Consider the following 19,089-nt stretch of genomic DNA (forward strand, 5'->3'; position numbering starts at 1 on the left):
CCGAGGCCCCTTTCGAGCGTGCTGCTGCCCCTGTTGAGCAGCCGTCCACCGTACGCGAAAGGGACCGCGCTTGTGCACCTGGCCGTGCCCGCACGTGGCTGTACGTGGCTGTACGTGGCTGTACGTCTATACGTCGACCTCGACCAGGCGGTCGCCGTCGAACGTCGTCACCTCGAAACGGTCGATGTCGTTACGGTCCATGGCAGCGCCCCCGTGGACGTACAGCGGCCCGCGCGCCCACTTGTCCGGGCTGTCCTTGATGCCGTAGCCCCACTTGGGCACCGACCAGCTGGTGACCGTCTCCTTCGTGCCGTCCTTGCCGACCGCGACGAGGGAGCATTTGAGGGGGCCCTTGACGTTCTTCAGCTCCAGGACGGCGTGGGTGCCCCAGGCCTTCTTCTCCGTGCCGACCGTGGCGCTGACCTTGGTCGCCGGGTCGGTGGCCGCCCTCTTCTCCTCCATGTGGTGGAAGAAGGCGTCCTCGGCGGGGCTGGTGGGGTGCGGGTCGGCGGCGAGGTCCTTGGGGCCGCGGCCGCCGCCGTCGCCGTCGCCGGTCACCGCGAGGACGGTGAGCGGGCCGCCGACGATCAGCGCGACGGCCGCCGCGACCAGGAACAGGCCGCGCCTGCGCCGCCGCTCGCGCGTGCGCGACACCTCACCGAGGAGGCGGTCGGCGAGGCGCGGGCCGGGGCGCGCGGCGAGCGGTTCGCCGATCTCCGGTGCGCCGCGCCCGCCGGGGAGGTCGGCGAGCGCCGCCAGCATCGGCTCCACGGCGGAGAACTCCTCCAGCTGCCGGGCGCAGGGCTCGCAGCCCGCGAGGTGCGCCTCGAACCACGCGCGCTCCGCCTCGTCCAGGACGCCGAGGGCGTAGGCGCCGACGGCCTCGTGGACGGTGCCGTCCCGCCACGCGCCGTGGTGGTCGTAGGACCCGGTCATGCCTGCACCCCCCGCTCCTCCAGTGCGAGCTTCATCGAGCGAAGCGCGTAGAAGACCCGTGAGCGGACCGTGCCGCTGGGGATACCCAGCGTCGCGGCCGCCTCGTTGACCGTACGCCCCTTGAAGTACGTCTCGACAAGTACCTCGCGGTGTGCGGGAGTCAGGTCCTCCAGGGCGTCGGAGAGCGTCATCAGCCACAGTGCCTTGTCGATCTCGTCCTCCGCGGGGATGACCTCCAGCGGCGACGGATCGACCTCCTGCGGCCGGGCCTGCCGGCTGCGGTGGCCGTCGATGACGATGCGCCGGGCGACCGTCACCAGCCAGGGGCGTACCGAGCCGGTCGCCCGGTTGAGCTGACCGGCGTTCTTCCAGGCACGGATGAGCGTTTCCTGCACCACGTCCTCGGCGCGCTGCCGGTCCCCCGCGACCAGCCGCAGCACGTACGCGAGCAGCGGTCCCGCGTGCTCGCGGTAGAGCGCGCGCATCAGTTCCTCGTCCGGCCCCGGCGGCCGGCCGAGACGGTGCCGGGGCGGCCGCGGTCGTTCATCGGCCACAGCGGAATCCTTGCGCACGTCTGCCTCCGGTGTCCGCGCTTCGGGCGGGTCGGGTGGGTCTCATGCCGGAGGTACGTAAGCGGAGTGCCGGGTGTTCAACGCCGCGCGGCTCGCGACCGGTTCACGCCCGGGTGAGCGCCGCCCGGCGCCGATGCCGGGCCACCCGCTCGCGGTTGCCGCAGACCTCGCTGGAGCACCAGCGGCGGCGATGGCCGCGGCCCGAACCCCTCCCACACGCGCCTCCGGAGCCCACGCCTCGGACACACCGAGCCGGCCCCACGCTGAAAGCACGTACGCGAAGGCCCGGCGCCCAACGCCGCACGGCTCGCGACCGGTTCACGCCCGGGTGAGCGCCGCCCGGCGCCGATGCCGGGCCACCCGCTCGCGGTTGCCGCAGACCTCGCTGGAGCACCAGCGGCGGCGATGGCCGCGGCCCGAACCCCTCCCACACGCGCCTCCGGAGCCCACGCCTCGGACACACCGAGCCGGCCCCACGCTCAAAGCACGTACGCGAAGGCCCGGCGCCCAACGCCGCACGGCTCGCGACCGGTTCACGCCCGGGTGAGCGCCGCCCGGCGCCGATGCCGGGCCACCCGCTCGCGGTTGCCGCAGACCTCGCTGGAGCACCAGCGGCGGCGATGGCCGCGGGAGGTGTCGAGGTAGAGGAGGGGGCAGGTGTCGCCCTCGCACTGGCGCAGCAGGGCGCGGGCCGCGGGGTCGGTGAGCAGGTCGACGGCGTCCCTGGCGACGCAGGCGAGCAGTGCCGCGCAGGCCGGGTCGTCGCGCAGGACGCGGGTCAGGGTGCCGTCGGCGGTGCGTACCGCGCGGGGGGCCGGGGGCGCGGCGGCGGCCAGTGCGTTGACGTGCTCCAGGGCGCCGTCGGCGGGGCGGTGCTCGATCTCGCCGAGCACCAGCTCCTCCACGTAACCCCGTAGTTCGCGGAACGCGGTGAGCCAGCCCGGGTCCGCGCCGGACAGCGGGGCACCCGGCGGGACGAGACCGGCGCCCGTGAGCCAGGCGCGCAGTCCGCGTACGGAGTCGAGCCGTTCCACGGGGTGGCGCGTCGCCACGAGGTCCAGGCAGCCGCGCCCGGAGTCAAATCGCAGCGCGTACGGGGCCGGGGCCGTGCCCAACGCCATGCGTCTGTCACCGCCTTGGGGGTAACCGGTGAGGGAGTGCCGTCGCCTACCCCCTACAGTGCACGCCACCCGGCGGGTCCGGAACCCCTCCCACCGGCCCGCGTCGGACGCTTCGTCAGATCACCTGTCACTCCGCGTACTTGGATTCCGCCGCCGGGTCGATCGCGAGCCGGTAGCCCCGCTTGACCACCGTCTGGATCAGCTTCGGCGCCCCCAGGGACGTACGCAGCCGCGCCATGGCCGTCTCCACGGCGTGCTCGTCACGCCCGGTGCCGGGCAGCGCGCGCAGCAGTTCCGCGCGGGCCACCACCCAGCCGGGGCGCCGGGCGAGGGCGCGCAGCAGGGCCATGCCGGCGGGCGGCACGGCCCGCAGCTCGTCGTCGACCAGGACGGCGTGGCCGCGGATCTCCACCCGGCGCCCGGCGATGGGCAGCACCCTGGCGCGGGCCGGGAGCTCCTGGCAGAGCAGCTGGACGAGAGGGCCGAGCCGGAAGCGTTCGGGCTGCACGGTGTCGACGCCGCGCGACTGGAGCGCCAGCGCGGTCACGGGCCCCACGCAGGCGGGCAGCACGTCATGGCCGAGGGCGGCCAGGAACTCGTCCGCCATGCCGCGCTCCTCGGCGCGGGCCAGCAGCGAGGCGGCGGCGGGCGCGCTGGTGAACGTGAGGGCGTCGACGCCCCGCCCCACCGTCACGTCGAGCAGCCGGTCCACGGGCGCGAGGTCCTCCGGCGGCAGCCACCGGTAGACGGGCACGCCGACGACCTCCGCCCCGCCCGCCCGCAGCGCCTCGACGAAGCCGGGCAGCGGTTCGCCGTGCAGTTGCAGCGCGACGCGGCGCCCGGCGACGCCCTCGCCGAGCAGCCGGTCGAGCACCTCCGCCATCGACTCGGACGACGGCGACCACTCCTCGGTGAGCCCGGCGGCCCGCACCGCGCCCTTCACCTTCGGCCCCCGGGCGAGCAGCTCGACGCCGCGCAGGCAGCCGAGCAGCGCCTCGCCGTACCCCCAGCCGTCGGCGGCCTCGATCCAGCCGCGGAACCCGATGGCGGTGGTGGCGATCACGACGTCCGGGGCGTGGTCGATCAGCTCCTTGGTCGCCGCGAGGAGTTCGCTGTCGTCGGCGAGCGGCACGATGCGCAGCGCCGGGGCGTGCAGGACCGTGGCGCCGCGCCGCTGGAGCAGCGCGCCCAGCTCGTCGGCGCGCCGGGCGGCGGTCACGCCGACGGTGAACCCGGCGAGAGGCCCGTGCGCCTTCGCGGAATCGGAGGCCGTCGGGGAATCGGGGTTCGCTGGGGTCGCGCGCATAGGCCTGTCTCGTCTCGTCCCGCTCGTGGTCCGTTTCGTTTCGTCCCGCTCATTGTTCGTCGCAAGTGGGCGGCGGACGACCGAGCCTGTCAATCGTGCGTGACAGGCCCGGTTCGCCGCGATGTCCGCCGTGTTACGTCACACCTCGGCGTAGCTGAGCTGCGACTTCACGTCCGTATCGGCCCCGGCGGCCGTACGGCGGACCGCCTTGCCGCGAAGGTATACGGCCCAGGTGACCACCGAGCACACCCCGTAGAAGCCGAGGAACGCCACGAACGCCCCCGTGCCCGACCCCACGGTCTGGAAGGACTGCCGCAGGGCGAGGTTGATGCCGAGCCCGCCGAGCGCGCCGACCGCCCCGATCAGCCCCATCGCCGCCCCGGACAGCCGCCGCCCGTACGCCGCGGCCTCCTCCCCCACCAGCCCCTTGCGCTCGGCCTTGGCCTGGAAGATCCCGGGGATCATCTTGTACGTCGATCCGTTGCCGAGCCCGGTGAGCACGAACAGGGCGATGAAGGCGCCGACGAACAGCGGCAGCGACTCCTTGACCGAGGCGATCACGACGGCGCCGGTCGCGGCGCCCATCGCGGCGAAGTTGGCGAGGGTGATGCGCGCCCCGCCGTGCCGGTCGGCGAGCCGCCCGCCCACGGGCCGGATGAGCGAGCCGAGCAGCGGCCCGATGAAGGTCAGCTGGGCGGCCTCCAGCGGCGTACGCCCGAACTGCGTCTGGAGGACGAGCCCGAAGGCGAAGCTGTACCCGATGAAGGAGCCGAACGTCCCCACGTACAGGAACGCCATGATCCACGTGTGCGCGTCCCGGACGGCGGCCCTGACGGCGCCCGTGTCGTTGCGTACGGACGAGATGCTGTCCATGTAGCGGGCGGCGCAGAAGACGGAGAGAAGGACCAGCGGGATGTAGATCCCGAGCACCACCCGGGGCCCGCCGCTCGCCCCGATGACGGCGAGCCCGACGAGCTGTACGACGGGTACGCCGATGTTGCCGCCCCCGGCGTTGAGGCCGAGCGCCCAGCCCTTCTCGCGCAGCGGGAAGAAGGAGTTGATGTTGGTCATGCTGGAGGCGAAGTTGCCTCCGCCGACGCCGGTGAGCAGCGCGCACACCATGAAGGTGGTGTACGAGGTCCCCGGCTCCATGACGAGGAACGCGGCGACGGTCGGCAGGAGCAGGAGGGAGGCGGCGATGACGGTCCAGTTGCGCCCGCCGAAGCGGGCGACGGCGAAGGTGTAGGGGACGCGGACGACGGCCCCCACCAGGGTCGCCATCGACACCAGGAAGAACTTGCCGGCCGGGTCGATCCCGTACTCCGGCCCCATGAACAGGACCATCACGGACCACAGGCTCCAGACGGAGAACCCGATGTGCTCGGAGAGCACGGAGAACGCGAGGTTCCGCCGGGCGACCCGCTCCCCTCCCTCCTCCTTCCAGAACTTCTCGTCCTCCGGGTCCCACCGCTCGATCCACATCACACGCCTCCACCACTGATCACCGCTGATCCACGGACACCGGCCGACGCTCCCGAAGGTGCCGACGCTCCCGAAGGTAGGGATCACGCGTTTCGGCGCTGTGGCGCCCAGTGACCGGCGGGGAACGTTGCTCTCACCGGGGGCGGGGCGGGGCGGTGAGGGGGCGGTGTCGTTCAGCCGAGGTGGGTGTCCCCCAGGGAGACCAGGAGGCGGCGCAGGGCGCCGTCGAGGGCGGCGCGGTCGGCCGGGGCGAGGGCGGCCAGCATGCGTTCCTCGTTGGCCACGTGGTCGACGACCGCGCGGTCGACCAGGTCACGGCCGGCCTCGGTGAGGCGTACGCGGATGGCGCGGCGGTCGCTGGGGTCGGGCAGGCGTTCGATCAGGCCCTTGCCTTCGAGCTTGTCGAGGCGGTTGGTGATGGCGCCGGAGGTCACCATCGCGGTCTTGAGGAGGCCGCCCGCGGTCAGTTCGTGCGGGGCACCGACGCGGCGCAGCGTGGCGAGGACGTCGAACTCCGCGAATTCCAGGCCGTATTCGACGAAGACCTTCTTCATGCCCTTGCTCAGCAGGTGGTCGGCGCGCTTGATGCGGCCCACCAGGGCCATCGCGTCAAGCCCGGTGTCGTCGAGGTCGGGGCGCTCGCGGCGCCACTGGCCGCGCAGTTCGTCGATGGCGTCGGGAGCGTCGGGGCGCGGCTCGGCCGGCGGTTCCTTCTCGGTCTTCTTCGTCATGGCAGCCACCGCTCCGAATCTCTCAACGTTCAGATACTTGACGTTCGCGGACCCTGGGCCCATATTTAGCTCAACGTTGAGAATAGCAGCGTTGAGGGGAACGACGAGGGGAAGCGTCATGTCCGTGTCCGTCAGCAGCCGCAGCGCACAGCGCGAGGGGAGCGCCGCGCCCCGTAGCCTTGTCGAGCCCGCCGCCACATCCGCCGCAGGCATCGCCGCACTCGCCGCCATCGGCCCCGCCACCTGGGGCACCACCTACGTCACGACCACCGAACTCCTGCCCCCGGACCGGCCGTTGCTCGCCGCCGCGCTGCGCGCCCTGCCCGCCGGGCTGATCCTGCTCGCGCTCACCCGGCGGCTGCCGCGCGGCGACTGGTGGTGGAAGGCGGCCGTGCTCGGGCTGCTCAACTTCGGCGCGTTCTTCCCGCTCCTCTTCTTCGGCGCCTACCACCTGCCCGGCGGTGTCGCCTCGACGATCAGCGCGGTCATGCCGCTGCTCGTGGCGGGCTTCGGGATCGGCGTCCTGAAGGTGCGGCCCACCCGCCGTACGCTGCTCGCGGGCCTCGTCGGCGTCGTCGGCGTCGCCCTGCTGGTCCTGCGCGGCAGCGCGGCGGTCGACGCCACCGGGATCGCCGCGATGCTGACGGCCACGACACTGATGGCCCTGGCCGTGGTCCTCAGCAAGCGCTGGGGCCGCCCGGAAGGGGTCTCACTGCTCGCGCTCACGGGGTGGCAGCTGACCGCGGGCGGCCTGGTCCTGGCGCCCATCGCGCTGACCGCCGAGGGCCTGCCCGACCACTTCACCGGGGCCAACGTCGCGGGGTACGCCTACCTCGGCATCATCGGCACGGCCCTCGCGTACGCCCTGTGGTTCCGCGGCATCGAACGCCTGCCCGCCTCCTCGGTCTCCTTCCTCGGCCTGACCAACCCGGTCGTCGCCACGCTGGCGGGCCTGCTGCTCCTGGGCCAGACGCTGACCCTCTGGCAGCTGGGCGGCCTGGTCCTGGTGATGGCGAGCGTCCTGCTGGGCCAGAACCTCCGCCGCGCACGCAGGACATGACGCCACACCAGCCCCCCCAACCCCACCCGAACTCAACGCGAGGAGCACCACGATGCGCATCACCGTCTTCGGAGCGGCCGGCAACGCGGGAAGCCGCGTCGTCGCCGAGGCCCTGGCCCGCGGCCACGAGGTCACCGCCGTGGTCCGCGACCCGGCCCGCCACGCGGAACCGCACCGCGGGGCCACGCACCGCTCGGGCGACGCGGGCGACCCCGACCACGTGGCGGAACTGGCCGCCGGGCAGGACGTCGTGGTCGACGCGACAAGACCGGCTCCCGGCCGCGAGGCCGACCACGCGGCCGTCATCAGGTCCCTCCTGACGGGCCTCGCCCGCACCCCCGGCGTACGCCTCCTGGTGATCGGCGGCGCGAGCAGCCTGACGGTGCCCGGCACGGACGGAACCCTGGCGATCGACGACCCCCGGTATATCCCCGAGGCCTGGCGCCCCATAGCCGAGGCCTCCACCGCCCAGTACGAGGCACTCCGCACGGCGGACACCCCCGTGGACTGGACCTACCTGAGCCCTCCCGCCCTCTTCGAACCGGGCACCCGCACAGGCACCTTCCGCCTCGGCAAGGACGAACTACTGGTGGCCCCCGACGGCACGTCCTCCCTCTCCATGGAGGACGCGGCGGTGGCTCTCATGGACGAGGCGGAGAACCCTCGTCATCACCGTGGCCGGTTCACGGCCGGGTATTGAGACCGGGTGGTACCGCCCGGCCGCCGCTCACCGGTTGACGGCCTGCACTTCGCGTACCACGACGTCCTGCGACGCGCCGTAGACTCCGTCCGGGAGGCCGCCGCCGTCATCATCGGTGCTGGTCCAGCTGATCTTCCAGGTGAGGGTGGCCTTCAGCTGGTACGCCCCGCCCTTGGCCGAAGACCGCAGGTACCGCACACCGCACGGCGGTTCCGTGTCCGCCGGTGAGCCCTTGGCGCGTGGGCTGCCGATCCTGCCGCCGTCGATGGGGCACTCGCCCGAGGCCGGATACGTCTCGGCGTCCGCCGTCCCGGGGTCGATCGTGAGCGCGAAGGGCTTCGCGGTCGTGGTCGCGGAGAGCCCCGACTCCGGAATGCTCGCGGTCACCGACACCGGCTTGAACTTCGCCTTGTCCCACCAGGCCCACGTCGGCAGATTGACCTTGGACTCGCCCTCAGGGGCCATCCTGACCTCGGTGTCCGGGACGGGCAGTTCGTCGTACGCGTACTCGGCGAGGATCCGCGGGGTCACGGCGAGCGGCTCGTCCGGCGTCTCGCCCTCGGCGCGTCACGGCCGGCAGACCTCGCTCCCGCGCTCGGAGGTGCTCTTGGTCACCTGCCACACGCCCTTGGCGTTCTTGCGGAGCCGGTCGTCGTAGAACACGTACGAGTTCTCCGTGGGCTTGGTGACGTTGACCTTCTGCGTCTTGCGGTCCTTCGTGTAGCCCTTGGACTCGTCGGCGCAGTACGTGAGGCCGGCCGAACCGTCCTTGCTGAAGACGACCTTGCGGTTGAAGTAGCGCACGGTGCCCGTCACCGTCGTGCCGTCCGTGACGAAGCCGCTGACCCAGTCCACGGTCCCGAGCAGAGCCGAGTCCTTGCTGTAGAAGACGATGGCCTCGGACTTGGGGTCCTGCTTCTCGATCGCCTCGTCAATGGCGCGGAGATACTCCGCGTTGTCGCGCAGCACCGCGTCCGTCTTGGCCTCGCCTGTCTCCTCGGGCGAAAAGATGATCCTGTCACCCTTCGGCAAGGTCACCTCGGGCCGCTCGATCCCGTCATCCGAAGCCTTCGGCGACTGTGATTCTCTCTTCTTGTCACCCTCGTCCGCGCCCGCGATCTTCTCATTGCCCTCGGCTCCCCCGTCACCGCTTCCGCAGGCGGAGAGCGAAAGGGCCGCGACAGCGGTCAAGGCGGCCGCTGCGAGCAAAGTGGGGCGGCGGTTCACGGTCAGCTCCTGGTGGGGCGTGGGTTCTTCGGATTCGCTGGGGTCGCTGGAGTGAACCAAGCTATCCATGCGGCGAGGGGCGACGCCAACCGCGTCGGCACGCCGCCGTCGCTCCACGCCACCGCGCCGTCGCCGAACGGCGCCGCCCCCACCCGCGTTCGCGGTTGGGGGCGCAAAGACGGAAGGCGGGGCCGCCCGGCCCCGCCCGCTGCGTCACTTCGCCGGGAACTTCCACACCGCCGGCTCACCCTCGCTGTCCTCGGGCGCCCAGTGGACCTCCAGCTCCTTGGCGCCGACCGGCACCAGGTACGTCTGGCAGATCACGTGGCTCTCGCCCTTCTTCCAGCCCTCCAGCTCCAGTTCGTCCTCGCAGCCCGGCGCGTTCTCGGAGGCGCCGATCAGCAGGCCGCCACGGGTGCCGTCGGCGTAGACCTCCGCGCCGTCGCCCACGTCCGGGACGTCCTTGAGCGGGGCGCCCTCCTTGAAGGTGTACTTCACGTGGGCGACCGCCGCCACCAGCCCCTTGGCGTCCTTCGGGTCCGAGACCAGCTTCTTGGTCTCGGCCTCCGTGCCCACGTCGACCTTCTGCGCGGCGACGTCATACGTGACAGTCGCGTCGCCCTCCTTGACCTTCCCCGTGGTGCTCTCACCGGCCGCCAGCGCCGACGGCTTCTCGGACTCGGTCCGGGACTTGGGGGCGTCCGCCTTCGGCTTCTCCTCCGACTTCTTGTCGTCCCCGCCGCCGCAGGCGGTCAGGGCGAGGGCGAGTACGGCGACGGGCGCGGCGAGGCGCAGCGCGGTCTTCTTGCAGAGCAAAGTGATCTCCTGGCAGTGACGGACCCGCCGCTCAGCAGAGTTCCCCCGTGCGAGCAGCAGGAAGAGCCGCCAGCTTAGGAGCCGGTCACGCGGTGCGTCGAGATCATTACCGTCACCTCCACCCTTCGCATTAGCGGTTGCAACGCTTTCCGTGGTCACGCCGTCAACACGGCTACGTGCAGGGACTTTGATCCCTACCCCTCTTCGCCATCGCGAATCACCTCAGCCGTCCCGCCCACGTGTGACGTGTGGTCCGCCTCTTCAACACCCCCATTTCCAGAGGTATTTCAGCTCATTACGGTCACGTACTCGCGCGTAACAGTCGCGCAACGCAATGGTTCGATCACGAACCTCCTTGCCCGCACGCCACTTCACGGCTGAACCTCCGCTAAGGCCGCGAAGAACCTCCATCCCTCCTCCGCGACGCCTCCACTCCGTCCGGCCACAGCCTCGGCCGCCGCCCCGCAGCCAGGTCCTCCACCCAGCCCACCGCCACGATCACCAACCCCAGCAGCGGCCAGACCAGCGCCGTCATCCACACCATGTACGTGCTGTCCAGCGCCGAACTCCACCGTGCGTCCGCCATGAACGGCAGGTCGTACGCCACGTCGATGACCGGCACCGTCGCCATGATCAGGAGGTTGTGCCAGAGGTAGATCGTCACGGCCCTGTTGTTGGAGAGTGTGACCAGCTTGTCCCACTTCGCGAGCCTGCCCGGCAGGGCCTGCCACGAGGGCGCGTACTGGAGCAGGATGACGACGAACCCGAAGGACCAGGCCGCCTGCGCCGGCGGGATGTCGTTCAGGTCCCAGCCGTCCGGGCCCAGGTGGCCCGACGCCCACCACAGGCCGAGGCTCATGATCAGGAACGCCACGGACACCGCCAAGTAGCGCGGAACGCGGGCCAGTAGGCCGCCCTGGTGGGCGAAGCCGAGGACCCAGCAGCCGCCGTACACCGCGAAGTCCGTGACCGCGTCACCCGTCTCGCCGGGGATCGTGACCAGGCCCGTGCCGACCACCGCGGTCAGCCCGAGCGGCGCGAACAACGTCACCCACGGCGCCCTGCGGAACGCCCACATCAGCAGCGGCGAGGCGATGACGAACCACAGGTAGGCCCGGAGGTACCAGAGCGGACCCACCGCCTGCACCGGCCAGGTGTCCTCCAGCAGCCCCGCCTTGTCGCCCAGGTGCCAGGGGAAGGGCGGCGCGCCGACAGGCACCACGTAGGTGACCAGGCCCAGCAGTGACCAGGGGCCGCCGTGGTCGGGGTCGTCGGAGACGTTCCAGCCGCCCGCGAGGAGCAGGCCCAGCGCCACCGCGCCGAACACCCACAGGGGAGGCAGCAGGCGGCGGACGCGACCCTTGATCACGTCCCATGCCGGGCAGCTCCGCCCCGGCCGGTTCAGCGAGCGCGCCATGAGCGAACCCGCCAGCGCGAACATCACGCCCATGGAAGGGAAGACGATCGTCAGCCACGCCCAGCCGAAAAGGTGGTAGACGACGACGCGGACGAGCGCGAGGGAGCGCAGCAGGTCGAGGTAGCGGTCCCTGCCCGGCGCCCGTGTAGCGGCGGGTGCCTCGGGCAGCAGCAGGCTCCGGCTCATGCGACGGGCCTCCGCTCATGCCCGTCCGTGCGCTGCCGCGGGAGGGAGCGGGGCGCCTCCACCACTCCCGTGCGCCGCAGCTTCTGCCAGCGCAGGCGGCCCCCGGTGAGCGCGGTGATCCAGGACTGCAACAGCACGACGTACATCACCTGCCGGTACAAGAGTTGCTGGAGGGGCAGCGAGATCAGCGGGGTCATCCCTTCGCGGTCGAGGCGGAAGGCGTACGCGGCGCAGAACCCCTGCACCGCGAGTACGCCGAGCCAGGCGGCGATGGTCTTTCCCGTGGGCCCGAAGACCAGGCCGTACAGCAGGAACACGTCGATCAGCGGGGCGAGGAGCGGTGCCACGACCGTGAACAGCGACACCAGCGGCAGCCCCACGCGGCCGAAGCGTCCGGAGGGGCCGGACTCGACGACGGCGCGGCGGTGTTTCCAGATGGCCTGCATCGTGCCGTACGACCAGCGGTAGCGCTGGGACCAGAGTTGCTGGACGGACTCGGGGGCCTCGGTCCAGGCGCGCGCCCGCTCCGCGTACACCACCCGCCGGCCGTCGCGGTGCAGGGCCATGGTGATGTCGGTGTCCTCGGCGAGCGTGTCGTCGCTCATGCCGCCGGCCCGCTCCAGGGCGGAGCGCCGGAACGCGCCGACCGCGCCCGGGATGGTCGGCATGCAGCGCAGCACGTCGTACATCCGGCGGTCGAGGTTGAAGCCCATCACGTACTCGATGTGCTGCCAGGCGCCGATGAGCGAGTCCCTGTTGCCGACCTTGGCGTTGCCCGCGACGGCGCCGACGCGCGGGTCGCCGAAGGGCTGGACCAGCTCACGGACGGTGGACTCCTCGAAGACCGTGTCGCCGTCCATCATCACGACGATGCCGTAGCGGGCGGCTGCCAGGCCCCTGTTGAGGGCGGCGGGTTTGCCCGCGTTGGGCTGGCGCAGGACGCGTACGTTCGCCAGGCACAGGTCCTCCGCGATCCGGGCGGTGCCGTCCGACGAGCCGTCGTCGACGACGATGACCTCGATGGGGTGGTCGCTCGCCATCAGGGAACGGATGGTGGCCTCGATGCACTTGGCTTCGTTGTACGCGGGCACCAGGACCGAGACGGGCTCGGTGACGGGTTCCCCCCAGCGGAAGTCGTGCCGCCGCACCCGGCGGGCGTGCGCGTGGGAGAGCAGCAGCATCAGGCCGAAGCGGGTGAGGACGAGGACGCCGACGACCGCGAGGGCCACCACGAGACAGTCGGTGATCCGCTCGGACGCGCCGACGAGGAAGACCCAGGACCGGCCTTTCCACAGCTCGACGCCGCCGACCGGGGTGTGCGCGCTCGGCGCGTCGAGAGCTTCGGTGAGGTTGCCGAACGTATAGCCCTTTTCCCGCAGTTGCGGCAGGAAGCGGTCGAGCGCGGCGACGGTCTGCGAACGGTCGCCGCCGGAGTCGTGCATGAGGACGACGGCGCCCTCGCCGTCCTCGGGCGTGGCGCGGCGGATGATCTCGTCGACACCGGGGCGCTTCCAGTCCTCGCTGTCGGTGTCGTTGACGACGGTGAGGTAACCGCGCGCACCGATGTGCCGGGCCACCGGGTACGACCGGTCGTCCATGGCGGCGGAGTACGAGGAGTACGGCGGCCGGAAGAGGGAGGTGCGGATGCCCGCCGCCCCGGCGAGCGCAAGCTGGTTCTGCGACAGCTCCCAGTCGATGCGCTCGGCCGACTGGTAGGAGAGGTCGGGGTGGTTGAAGGTATGCAGGCCCACCTCGTGGCCCTCGGCGACCATGCGCCGGACGAGGCCGGGGTGGCGGGAGGCCATGGTGCCGGTGACGAAGAAGACGGCGTGCGCCCGGTGCTTCTTTAGAACGTCGAGGACCTTGGGGGTCCACTTGGGGTCCGGGCCGTCGTCGAAGGTCAGCACCAGCCGGCGGTCGGGCACACTCAGGGTGGTCTCGCGCCCGCCGCGGGTGTCGATGACGGGGCCGCCGTCCAGGATCTGCCGGGGTACGTGGTCGGCGGGCGCGGGCGGTCTGACGCGGTGGTCGGCGAGGATCTCGCTGTGTACGTAGCCGCGCAGCATCAGCATGGCGAGCAGCGCGCCGAGCAGCAGCGCGGGCAGCAGATGGCGCAGGGTCAGGAGCCTGCGCCCTCCGCGCCGGGCACGGCTGTTCCGGGGGCCGGACAGGCCCCCGTGGGTACGGGAGTTCATCACTCGGCGGCCTCCTGGGACGGCGGACTGTCCGAGGGAGGCTGCTCGGCGGGCGGGGTGTACCCGGCGGGAACCTCACCACCGCCGCCTCCGCCGCCCGGGGTTTCGCTGCCGCCTGGTTCCGGTGACTGCGCGGGCTGCTCGGAGGAAGGCGGGTCGGCCGGAACCACCGGGCCGGGACCGGGGTCCGGCGTGCCACTGGTCGGGCCCGGTGCGGGACCGTCATCCGGGACGCCCGGTGTGTCCGGGGTGTCCGGGCCGGTGGCCGGTGGTGCACCGCCGCCCTCCGGTGCCCGGTCGGCGCGGTCACGGTCGCCGTCGGACGGCGCGTCCGGCCGCCCGCGGCCGTCCCGCTCTCCCGAGGGGCGGGGCCCGTCGCCGTGCTCGCCCTCCGCGTCGGAGCCGTCCGAGACCCGCGTCGTACGGGACGACGGAGCGGACGGGGTGGCGGCGCCCGTCGGGAGGTCGGAGGTCTCCGCCTTGCTCGCCGGTCCGTCGTCCTCGGGGCCCGGCACCGGCAGCCAGGGCGCGCTGGAGTTGCCCGAGAGCAGCGTGCCGACGATGAGCAGGGCGTAGACCCCGCAGGCGGCCCCGACGGCCATGCCTATCCGGCGGTACCTCCGGCTGCGGCGGCCCGTCTCGTCGACGAAGACGGGACCGTCGATCCGGACGGTGCCCTCGTCCGGATCGTGAGTGTGTCCGGTGTCGGCGATGTGTCCGTACGGGACGTCTTCGATGTGCCCGGACGGGACGTCTTCGATGTGTCCGGGCAGGGCTTCTTCTCGCCACGTTTCCATGCGTACGCTCAACCCCCACGTCAGAGTTCGGGGTGCGCGTACGACCCCGGGCCCCTGTCGTGCGGACCGGGCCCCCACCCGGTCCGAGCGCTCCCCCCGTCACACCGGGCCCGGAGCAGGAACGTAGCGCGGTGACGGCAGGAGTTGGTTTCGGTCAGTTCCGAGTCATCATGATGAGTGCATCTGTGGCCGGAACCCACCCATCCGCGGGCCTCTCCAGCCAGCCTTCGTCGGCCGCCAGCTCCGCGGCGGCGGCCCGGACGGCGGCGACACCCGGATGGACCAGGCCTTTTCGCCACACCAGCGATACGGGGGAGAGCGGGACGGGGTCGACCAGGGGCCGCAGCTCGGCGCCCGGCATGGCCGGAAAGTCCACGACGACGAGGACCGGATTGCGCTTCTTCGCCATGAGCCGCCCGAACTCCTCCCGGCCCACGGCGAGCGGCGCGGGCGGCGCGACGTCGATGCCGCGCCCCTCGAAGAGCCGGTGCGCGAGGTCGGTCCACTCCGGGGTCCGTGGGTTGCCCGCCCCCGCGTACACGGTCTCCCCCGCGAGCGCGTCCAGCGGCACGGCGTCCAGCCCGGTCAGCGGGTGGCCGTGGGGCAGCAGCACCGCCATCGGCTCGTACCGCACGGGCTGTTGGGCGAGGGAGGCCCGCAGGGCGGGGTCCAGTCCGGCGTACCGCCCGAAGGACATGTCCAGCCGCCCGGCGTTCATCTCCACGGCGGCTCCGGTCAGGCCGCTCTCGAAGCGAGCCATCAGCTCGCACTCCGGGGCGAGTTCACGGGCCCGCTCCAGAATGCGCCCGAAGACGAGCCCGGGGCTGTTCAGGTCGACGAGCAGCGGCCGCGCGGCCCCCGTGAAGGCGGCGACCAGCTCGTCCTGCGCCTCCAGGACCCGCCGCGCGTACGGCAGGAGCCGCTCGCCGTCGGCGGTGAGGGTGACCTGCCGCGTCGTGCGCGCGAAGAGCTCGGCGCTCAACCCCCGTTCCAGGCGCCGCACATCGCGGCTCAGCGCCTGCTGGGCCACGTACAGCCGGGCGGCGGCCCGGGTGAAGTGCAGTTCCTCGGCGACGGCGAGGAAGGCACGGAGCAGGCGGGGGTCCACGTCACGGTGCGGGGCGGGAAGTCGCGTCACCGCAGGAATTTACAACGCGGACGCGTGAATGGTCCTCCAGAAGGTGTTGGACCCCTCGGATCACCCGCCGCGAGGCTGGGCCCCATGCCGCTGCCCCGCAATCCCTACGCCCGCCTGTTCGCGATACCCGGCGCCACCGCCTTCACCCTCGGCAACCTCATCGCCCGGCTCCCCATGGGCATGTTCAGCGTGAGCGCCGTCATCATGATCTCCGGCGCCCGTGGGTCGTACGCGCTGGCGGGCGCCGTGACCGCGACCGGCCTCGCGGCGACCGCCGTCGTGGCGCCCTGGACGGCCCGGCTCGTCGACCGCCACGGCCAGGCGCGCGTCGCCGTGCCCGCCACCGCGATCGCCGCGCTCGGCTCCCTCTCGCTGCTGCTGTGCGTGCGCTACGGAGCGCCCGACTGGACCCTCTTCGCGTCGTACGCCGCCACGGCCACGACGCCCAACACGGGCGGCATGTCCCGGGCGCGCTGGGCCCACCTCCTCAAGGGCGACGCCGCGGCCGTGCACACCGCCAACTCCTTCGAGCAGGCCGCCGACGAGCTGTGCTTCATGCTCGGCCCGGTCCTCGCCGCCTTCCTGTGCGCGGCGCTCTTCCCGCAGGCGGGCACCCTGACCGGCGTGGTGCTGCTGCTGACCGGCGTGCTGCTCTTCGCCGCCCAGCGCGCCACGGAACCGCCGCCCCAGGGGCGTACGGAGTCCTCCGCCGCGGCGCCCTCGCCCCTCCGCGCGCCGGGGATGCCGGCGCTGCTGGTCGTCTTCCTCGCCACCGGCGCCGTCTTCGGCTCCCTGGAGGTCGTCACCATCGCCTTCGCCGACGCCCAGGGCCACAAGGCGGCCGCGGGCGCGATCCTCGCCCTCCAAGCCGCCGGTTCGTGCGCGGCGGGCCTCGTCTACGGAGCCGCGAAACCGCACGGCCCGCTCGTCCGCCGCCACCTGCTGTGCGGCGCCTCGATGGCGGCCTTGATGACGCTGCCGCTGCTCGCGGTGACCGTCACGGGCTCCCTGGTCGTCCTGGCCGCTGCCCTGCTGGTCGCGGGCATGGCGACGGCGCCCACGATGGTCACCGGGATGACCCTGGTGCAGCACCGCACCCCCGAGGGGCGCCTCAACGAGGGCATGACCCTCGCCGTGACCGGCCTCCTCGGGGGCATCGCGTGCGGCGCGGCGGGCGGCGGCTGGGCGGTGGAGCGGCTCGGCCCCGCCGCGGGCTACTGGGTGCCGGTCATCGCCGCCTGCGCGGCCCTGCTGCTCAGCGGCCTCGCCCAGCCGCTCAGCAGCGCGCGGGCTTGCGCCACGAGCACTCCACGTCACCGTCCCCCTCGGTCACGGAACGTGTCGGGCGAGGCGTGACCGGAACGGCCTCGTCCCTGGTCGACGAGGCGAGGGTCGCCACGATCGCGTCCTCCAGGGCCTTCACCGAGCGGGCCAGGTGGTTGTTGAGGATGATGCTGAACACCAGCTCGCGGCCGTCCTTGTCGGTCACGTAGCCGGACAGGGCCGAGGCGCCCGTCAACGTCCCGGTCTTGGCACGGGCGTTGAGGGCCGCCGGGGTCCCGCACATCCGTGACCGCAGCGTGCCGCCGACGGACTTGCCGGGCCCGCAGGCCACCGGCAGCGACGCGTACCAGTCGGCGAACCACGGCTCGCTCTTGGCCGCGCGCAGCAGCTGGATGTACTGGTCGGCCGGGGCGTTGTCCTTGCGGGAGAGCCCGGAGCCGTCGACCTGGCGCAGCTTGCCGGGGTCGACACCGACGGTCTTCAGATAGCCGCCGATGGCCGTGATGCCGTCGCCCCAACTGCCGGGCCGCCCGGTCGCCTCGTGCCCCATGGCCTTGGTGAGGCTCTCGGCGTGCATGTTGTTGGAGAGCTTCATGAACGGCACCAGGAGGTCCTTCAGCGCCATGGAGTCGTGCGAGGCAAGGCGCCGCGCGTCCTTGGGCGTGGCGATCCCGGCCCTGGTCGGGCCGCTGACCCGCACCCCGTGCGCGGCGAGCGCGGCACGGAAGACGGCGGCGGCGTACCCCGTCGGCTCCCAGACGGTGACCCACTCCTTGGCCGCGGACCCGCCGACCGGGACCGTGCCGCTGACGGTGATGGTGTTCTCGCCGTGCCGGCGCGCCACGGCGACGGTGTCCGCGCCGCCCGCGGCGACGGTGCTCGCGCGCAGGTCGATGTCCACGTAGTCGGTCTTCGGCGTCATGCTGACGCGCGGCTCGTCGCCGGCCTTCGCTCCCGGCGTCACCTCGACGATGACCGTGCCGGTGTCGTAGTCGGTGTCGGGGGCGACGCTCAAAGCGCTGATCTGCGCCGCGTAGTACGCGGACTCGTCGTCGGCGCTCCAGGTGTCGCCGACGCGCTGGTCGTCGAAGCGGGTGTCGTCGGCGATCAGCCGCCCGGAGACGCGGCGGACGCCCGAGCCGGCGATCTCCGCGGCGAGGCGGTCGTAGTCCTCGGCGAGCGTCGTCGGATCGCCCGTGCCGCGCAGGTACAGGTCGCCGCGCAGGACGCGGCCCCGCCGCTCGCCGTCGGTCAGGACGTCGGTGGTGAAGCGGTGGCCGGGTCCGAGGAGCTCCATGGCGGCGGCCGAGGTGAGCAGCTTGGTGTTGGAGGCGGGCATGAGGCGCCCGCTGGGGCGGTGCCGGTAGAGGACGTCGCCGGACGCGGCGTCGGCGACCACCACGCCGGCCACGCTGCCCTCCATGCGGGGGTCGCCGAGGACGGTGTCGATGGCTTCCGGTAGCCCGGACCGGTCGGCGTCCGCCCCGGCCGGGGAGCTGACGGAGAGGGTGGCGGCCGCCAGGCCGAGCACGGCGGGCCAGATCCAGTGGCGCATGCGGTGGTTGACGCGTCTCACGGGTCTTCTGCTCATGGCCTGGAGCATCCCGGAGTGGGCGGCCGGGCGACAGCCCCCGCTCCGGACCCGGCACGAAAAAATCCCGCGGCACGGAAGAAGCCCCCTGGCCTGGGGCCAGAGGGCTTCAACCTCACATGGGAATTGTGGAGATGGCGGGAATCGAACCCGCGTCCAACGGTGCGGAATCAGGGCTTCTCCGTGTGCAGTTCGCTGCGATTTTCTCGGCCCCGGCGATCACGCGAACAAGTCGCCGACGGGCCCAGCCACTGTTTGATTTCCTCCTGGACCCCGTGACCGGGTCCAGAAGTTTAGTCCCCTAGCTGATGCCAGGATCCGGGTCGGGAACAGCCCCGGGCTGACACTTCACCGACTCGCTACTTAGGCAGCGAGGGCGAAGGAATCGCGCTTGGTGTTGGCGATTATTGGTTGCGACATATGGTTTACGAGATCATTGCCGCTTCCTCGACACGCTTCCCCTGCTTCGACATCCGCTGTCGAAACCGATCATCCCCATGTTGATTTTTCAATCCGCGCCCCGTCACCTG

At 72.2% G+C, this 19,089-nt stretch carries 17 protein-coding genes, 1 other RNA gene and 2 pseudogenes; 3 read left to right on the plus strand and 17 right to left on the minus strand.

The features are described 5' to 3' along the window. Positions 1 to 126 precede the first annotated feature (126 nt). From ACOBQB_RS23930 to ACOBQB_RS23965, 8 genes and pseudogenes are all read right to left on the minus strand, one after another. Positions 127 to 936, minus strand: a complete 810-nt coding sequence (locus ACOBQB_RS23930) for a zf-HC2 domain-containing protein (RefSeq protein ID WP_423594179.1) — start codon at positions 934 to 936, stop codon at positions 127 to 129. Continuing rightward, positions 933 to 1,508 (minus strand): sigma-70 family RNA polymerase sigma factor, encoded by a 576-nt coding sequence (locus tag ACOBQB_RS23935; protein WP_205035524.1) that lies wholly within the window; start codon positions 1,506 to 1,508, stop codon positions 933 to 935. Before ACOBQB_RS23935 ends, ACOBQB_RS23930 begins: the two co-directional genes overlap by 4 nt. A 103-nt stretch (positions 1,509 to 1,611) precedes the next feature. Continuing rightward, a pseudogene (locus tag ACOBQB_RS23940) lies at positions 1,612 to 1,713 on the minus strand (CGNR zinc finger domain-containing protein); the annotation flags it as partial. A 113-nt stretch (positions 1,714 to 1,826) separates the two neighbouring features. After that, a pseudogene (locus ACOBQB_RS23945) lies at positions 1,827 to 1,928 on the minus strand (CGNR zinc finger domain-containing protein); the annotation flags it as partial. A 113-nt stretch (positions 1,929 to 2,041) separates the two neighbouring features. Further along, entirely contained in the window at positions 2,042 to 2,629 is a 588-nt protein-coding gene (locus ACOBQB_RS23950; RefSeq protein ID WP_423594180.1) for a CGNR zinc finger domain-containing protein, read from the minus strand. 127 nt (positions 2,630 to 2,756) lie between these two features. After that, positions 2,757 to 3,935 (minus strand): uroporphyrinogen-III synthase, encoded by a 1,179-nt coding sequence (locus ACOBQB_RS23955; protein ID WP_423594181.1) that lies wholly within the window; start codon positions 3,933 to 3,935, stop codon positions 2,757 to 2,759. 138 nt (positions 3,936 to 4,073) lie between these two features. Next, on the minus strand, positions 4,074 to 5,417 hold the full coding sequence (locus ACOBQB_RS23960) for a nitrate/nitrite transporter (protein WP_423594182.1): 1,344 nt from the start codon (positions 5,415 to 5,417) through the stop codon (positions 4,074 to 4,076). Positions 5,418 to 5,590: 173 nt separating this feature from the next. After that, positions 5,591 to 6,148, minus strand: coding sequence for a MarR family winged helix-turn-helix transcriptional regulator (locus ACOBQB_RS23965; protein WP_423594183.1), 558 nt, complete (start codon positions 6,146 to 6,148; stop codon positions 5,591 to 5,593). A 118-nt stretch (positions 6,149 to 6,266) separates the two neighbouring features. Between ACOBQB_RS23965 and ACOBQB_RS23970 the strand changes: the two genes are divergently transcribed. Both ACOBQB_RS23970 and ACOBQB_RS23975 read left to right on the plus strand, forming a co-directional pair. Next, complete coding sequence (locus tag ACOBQB_RS23970) at positions 6,267 to 7,208, plus strand: EamA family transporter (protein ID WP_423594184.1); 942 nt, start codon at positions 6,267 to 6,269, stop codon at positions 7,206 to 7,208. A gap of 52 nt (positions 7,209 to 7,260) precedes the next feature. Further along, a complete protein-coding gene (locus ACOBQB_RS23975; RefSeq protein WP_423594185.1) occupies positions 7,261 to 7,908 on the plus strand; it encodes an NAD(P)-dependent oxidoreductase in 648 nt (215 codons plus the stop codon). Between the two features lie 27 nt (positions 7,909 to 7,935). Here ACOBQB_RS23975 and ACOBQB_RS23980 read toward each other — a convergent pair whose 3' ends face one another. From ACOBQB_RS23980 to ACOBQB_RS24010, 7 genes are all read right to left on the minus strand, one after another. After that, the gene (locus ACOBQB_RS23980) at positions 7,936 to 8,439 is read right to left on the minus strand and encodes a hypothetical protein (RefSeq protein WP_423594186.1); all 504 of its coding nucleotides are present in this window, start codon (positions 8,437 to 8,439) and stop codon (positions 7,936 to 7,938) included. Between the two features lie 36 nt (positions 8,440 to 8,475). Then, positions 8,476 to 9,204, minus strand: a complete 729-nt coding sequence (locus ACOBQB_RS23985; RefSeq protein WP_423594187.1) for a hypothetical protein — start codon at positions 9,202 to 9,204, stop codon at positions 8,476 to 8,478. A 144-nt stretch (positions 9,205 to 9,348) separates the two neighbouring features. Continuing rightward, positions 9,349 to 9,951, minus strand: a complete 603-nt coding sequence (locus tag ACOBQB_RS23990) for a hypothetical protein (RefSeq protein ID WP_423594188.1) — start codon at positions 9,949 to 9,951, stop codon at positions 9,349 to 9,351. 388 nt (positions 9,952 to 10,339) lie between these two features. Next, entirely contained in the window at positions 10,340 to 11,554 is a 1,215-nt protein-coding gene (locus ACOBQB_RS23995; protein ID WP_423594189.1) for an acyltransferase family protein, read from the minus strand. Then, positions 11,551 to 13,749, minus strand: coding sequence for a polysaccharide deacetylase family protein (locus tag ACOBQB_RS24000; protein WP_423594190.1), 2,199 nt, complete (start codon positions 13,747 to 13,749; stop codon positions 11,551 to 11,553). The genes ACOBQB_RS23995 and ACOBQB_RS24000 overlap by 4 nt, the downstream gene beginning before the upstream one ends. Further along, entirely contained in the window at positions 13,749 to 14,546 is a 798-nt protein-coding gene (locus ACOBQB_RS24005; protein ID WP_423594191.1) for a hypothetical protein, read from the minus strand. Before ACOBQB_RS24005 ends, ACOBQB_RS24000 begins: the two co-directional genes overlap by 1 nt. A gap of 154 nt (positions 14,547 to 14,700) precedes the next feature. After that, the gene (locus tag ACOBQB_RS24010) at positions 14,701 to 15,684 is read right to left on the minus strand and encodes a LysR family transcriptional regulator (protein WP_423594192.1); all 984 of its coding nucleotides are present in this window, start codon (positions 15,682 to 15,684) and stop codon (positions 14,701 to 14,703) included. Positions 15,685 to 15,768: 84 nt separating this feature from the next. Between ACOBQB_RS24010 and ACOBQB_RS24015 the strand changes: the two genes are divergently transcribed. Next, on the plus strand, positions 15,769 to 17,040 hold the full coding sequence (locus ACOBQB_RS24015) for an MFS transporter (RefSeq protein WP_423594193.1): 1,272 nt from the start codon (positions 15,769 to 15,771) through the stop codon (positions 17,038 to 17,040). Here the strand turns inward: ACOBQB_RS24015 and dacB are convergent. Next, entirely contained in the window at positions 16,961 to 18,559 is a 1,599-nt protein-coding gene (gene dacB / locus ACOBQB_RS24020) for a D-alanyl-D-alanine carboxypeptidase/D-alanyl-D-alanine endopeptidase (RefSeq protein ID WP_423594194.1), read from the minus strand. The genes ACOBQB_RS24015 and dacB overlap by 80 nt on opposite strands. A gap of 126 nt (positions 18,560 to 18,685) precedes the next feature. After that, positions 18,686 to 19,056, minus strand: a transfer-messenger RNA (tmRNA) gene (gene ssrA / locus ACOBQB_RS24025). Between the last annotated feature and the right edge of the window lie 33 nt (positions 19,057 to 19,089).

The organism is Streptomyces sp. G5(2025), from assembly GCF_049542075.1.
Lineage (GTDB): Bacteria > Actinomycetota > Actinomycetes > Streptomycetales > Streptomycetaceae > Streptomyces.

What these genes read in the sequence shown, in the direction of transcription:
- ACOBQB_RS23965 (WP_423594183.1), bottom strand. Translation starts at nt 6,148, where the DNA reads ATGACGAAGAAGACCGAGAAGGAACCGCCGGCCGAGCCGCGCCCCGAC.
- ACOBQB_RS23960 (WP_423594182.1), bottom strand. Translation starts at nt 5,417, where the DNA reads ATGTGGATCGAGCGGTGGGACCCGGAGGACGAGAAGTTCTGGAAGGAG.
- ACOBQB_RS24015 (WP_423594193.1), top strand. Translation starts at nt 15,769, where the DNA reads ATGCCGCTGCCCCGCAATCCCTACGCCCGCCTGTTCGCGATACCCGGC.
- ACOBQB_RS23955 (WP_423594181.1), bottom strand. Translation starts at nt 3,935, where the DNA reads ATGCGCGCGACCCCAGCGAACCCCGATTCCCCGACGGCCTCCGATTCC.
- ACOBQB_RS23950 (WP_423594180.1), bottom strand. Translation starts at nt 2,629, where the DNA reads ATGGCGTTGGGCACGGCCCCGGCCCCGTACGCGCTGCGATTTGACTCC.
- ACOBQB_RS23985 (WP_423594187.1), bottom strand. Translation starts at nt 9,204, where the DNA reads ATGGATAGCTTGGTTCACTCCAGCGACCCCAGCGAATCCGAAGAACCC.
- ACOBQB_RS24000 (WP_423594190.1), bottom strand. Translation starts at nt 13,749, where the DNA reads ATGAACTCCCGTACCCACGGGGGCCTGTCCGGCCCCCGGAACAGCCGT.
- ACOBQB_RS23970 (WP_423594184.1), top strand. Translation starts at nt 6,267, where the DNA reads ATGTCCGTGTCCGTCAGCAGCCGCAGCGCACAGCGCGAGGGGAGCGCC.
- ACOBQB_RS23930 (WP_423594179.1), bottom strand. Translation starts at nt 936, where the DNA reads ATGACCGGGTCCTACGACCACCACGGCGCGTGGCGGGACGGCACCGTC.
- ACOBQB_RS23995 (WP_423594189.1), bottom strand. Translation starts at nt 11,554, where the DNA reads ATGAGCCGGAGCCTGCTGCTGCCCGAGGCACCCGCCGCTACACGGGCG.
- ACOBQB_RS24005 (WP_423594191.1), bottom strand. Translation starts at nt 14,546, where the DNA reads ATGGAAACGTGGCGAGAAGAAGCCCTGCCCGGACACATCGAAGACGTC.
- dacB (WP_423594194.1), bottom strand. Translation starts at nt 18,559, where the DNA reads ATGAGCAGAAGACCCGTGAGACGCGTCAACCACCGCATGCGCCACTGG.
- ACOBQB_RS23975 (WP_423594185.1), top strand. Translation starts at nt 7,261, where the DNA reads ATGCGCATCACCGTCTTCGGAGCGGCCGGCAACGCGGGAAGCCGCGTC.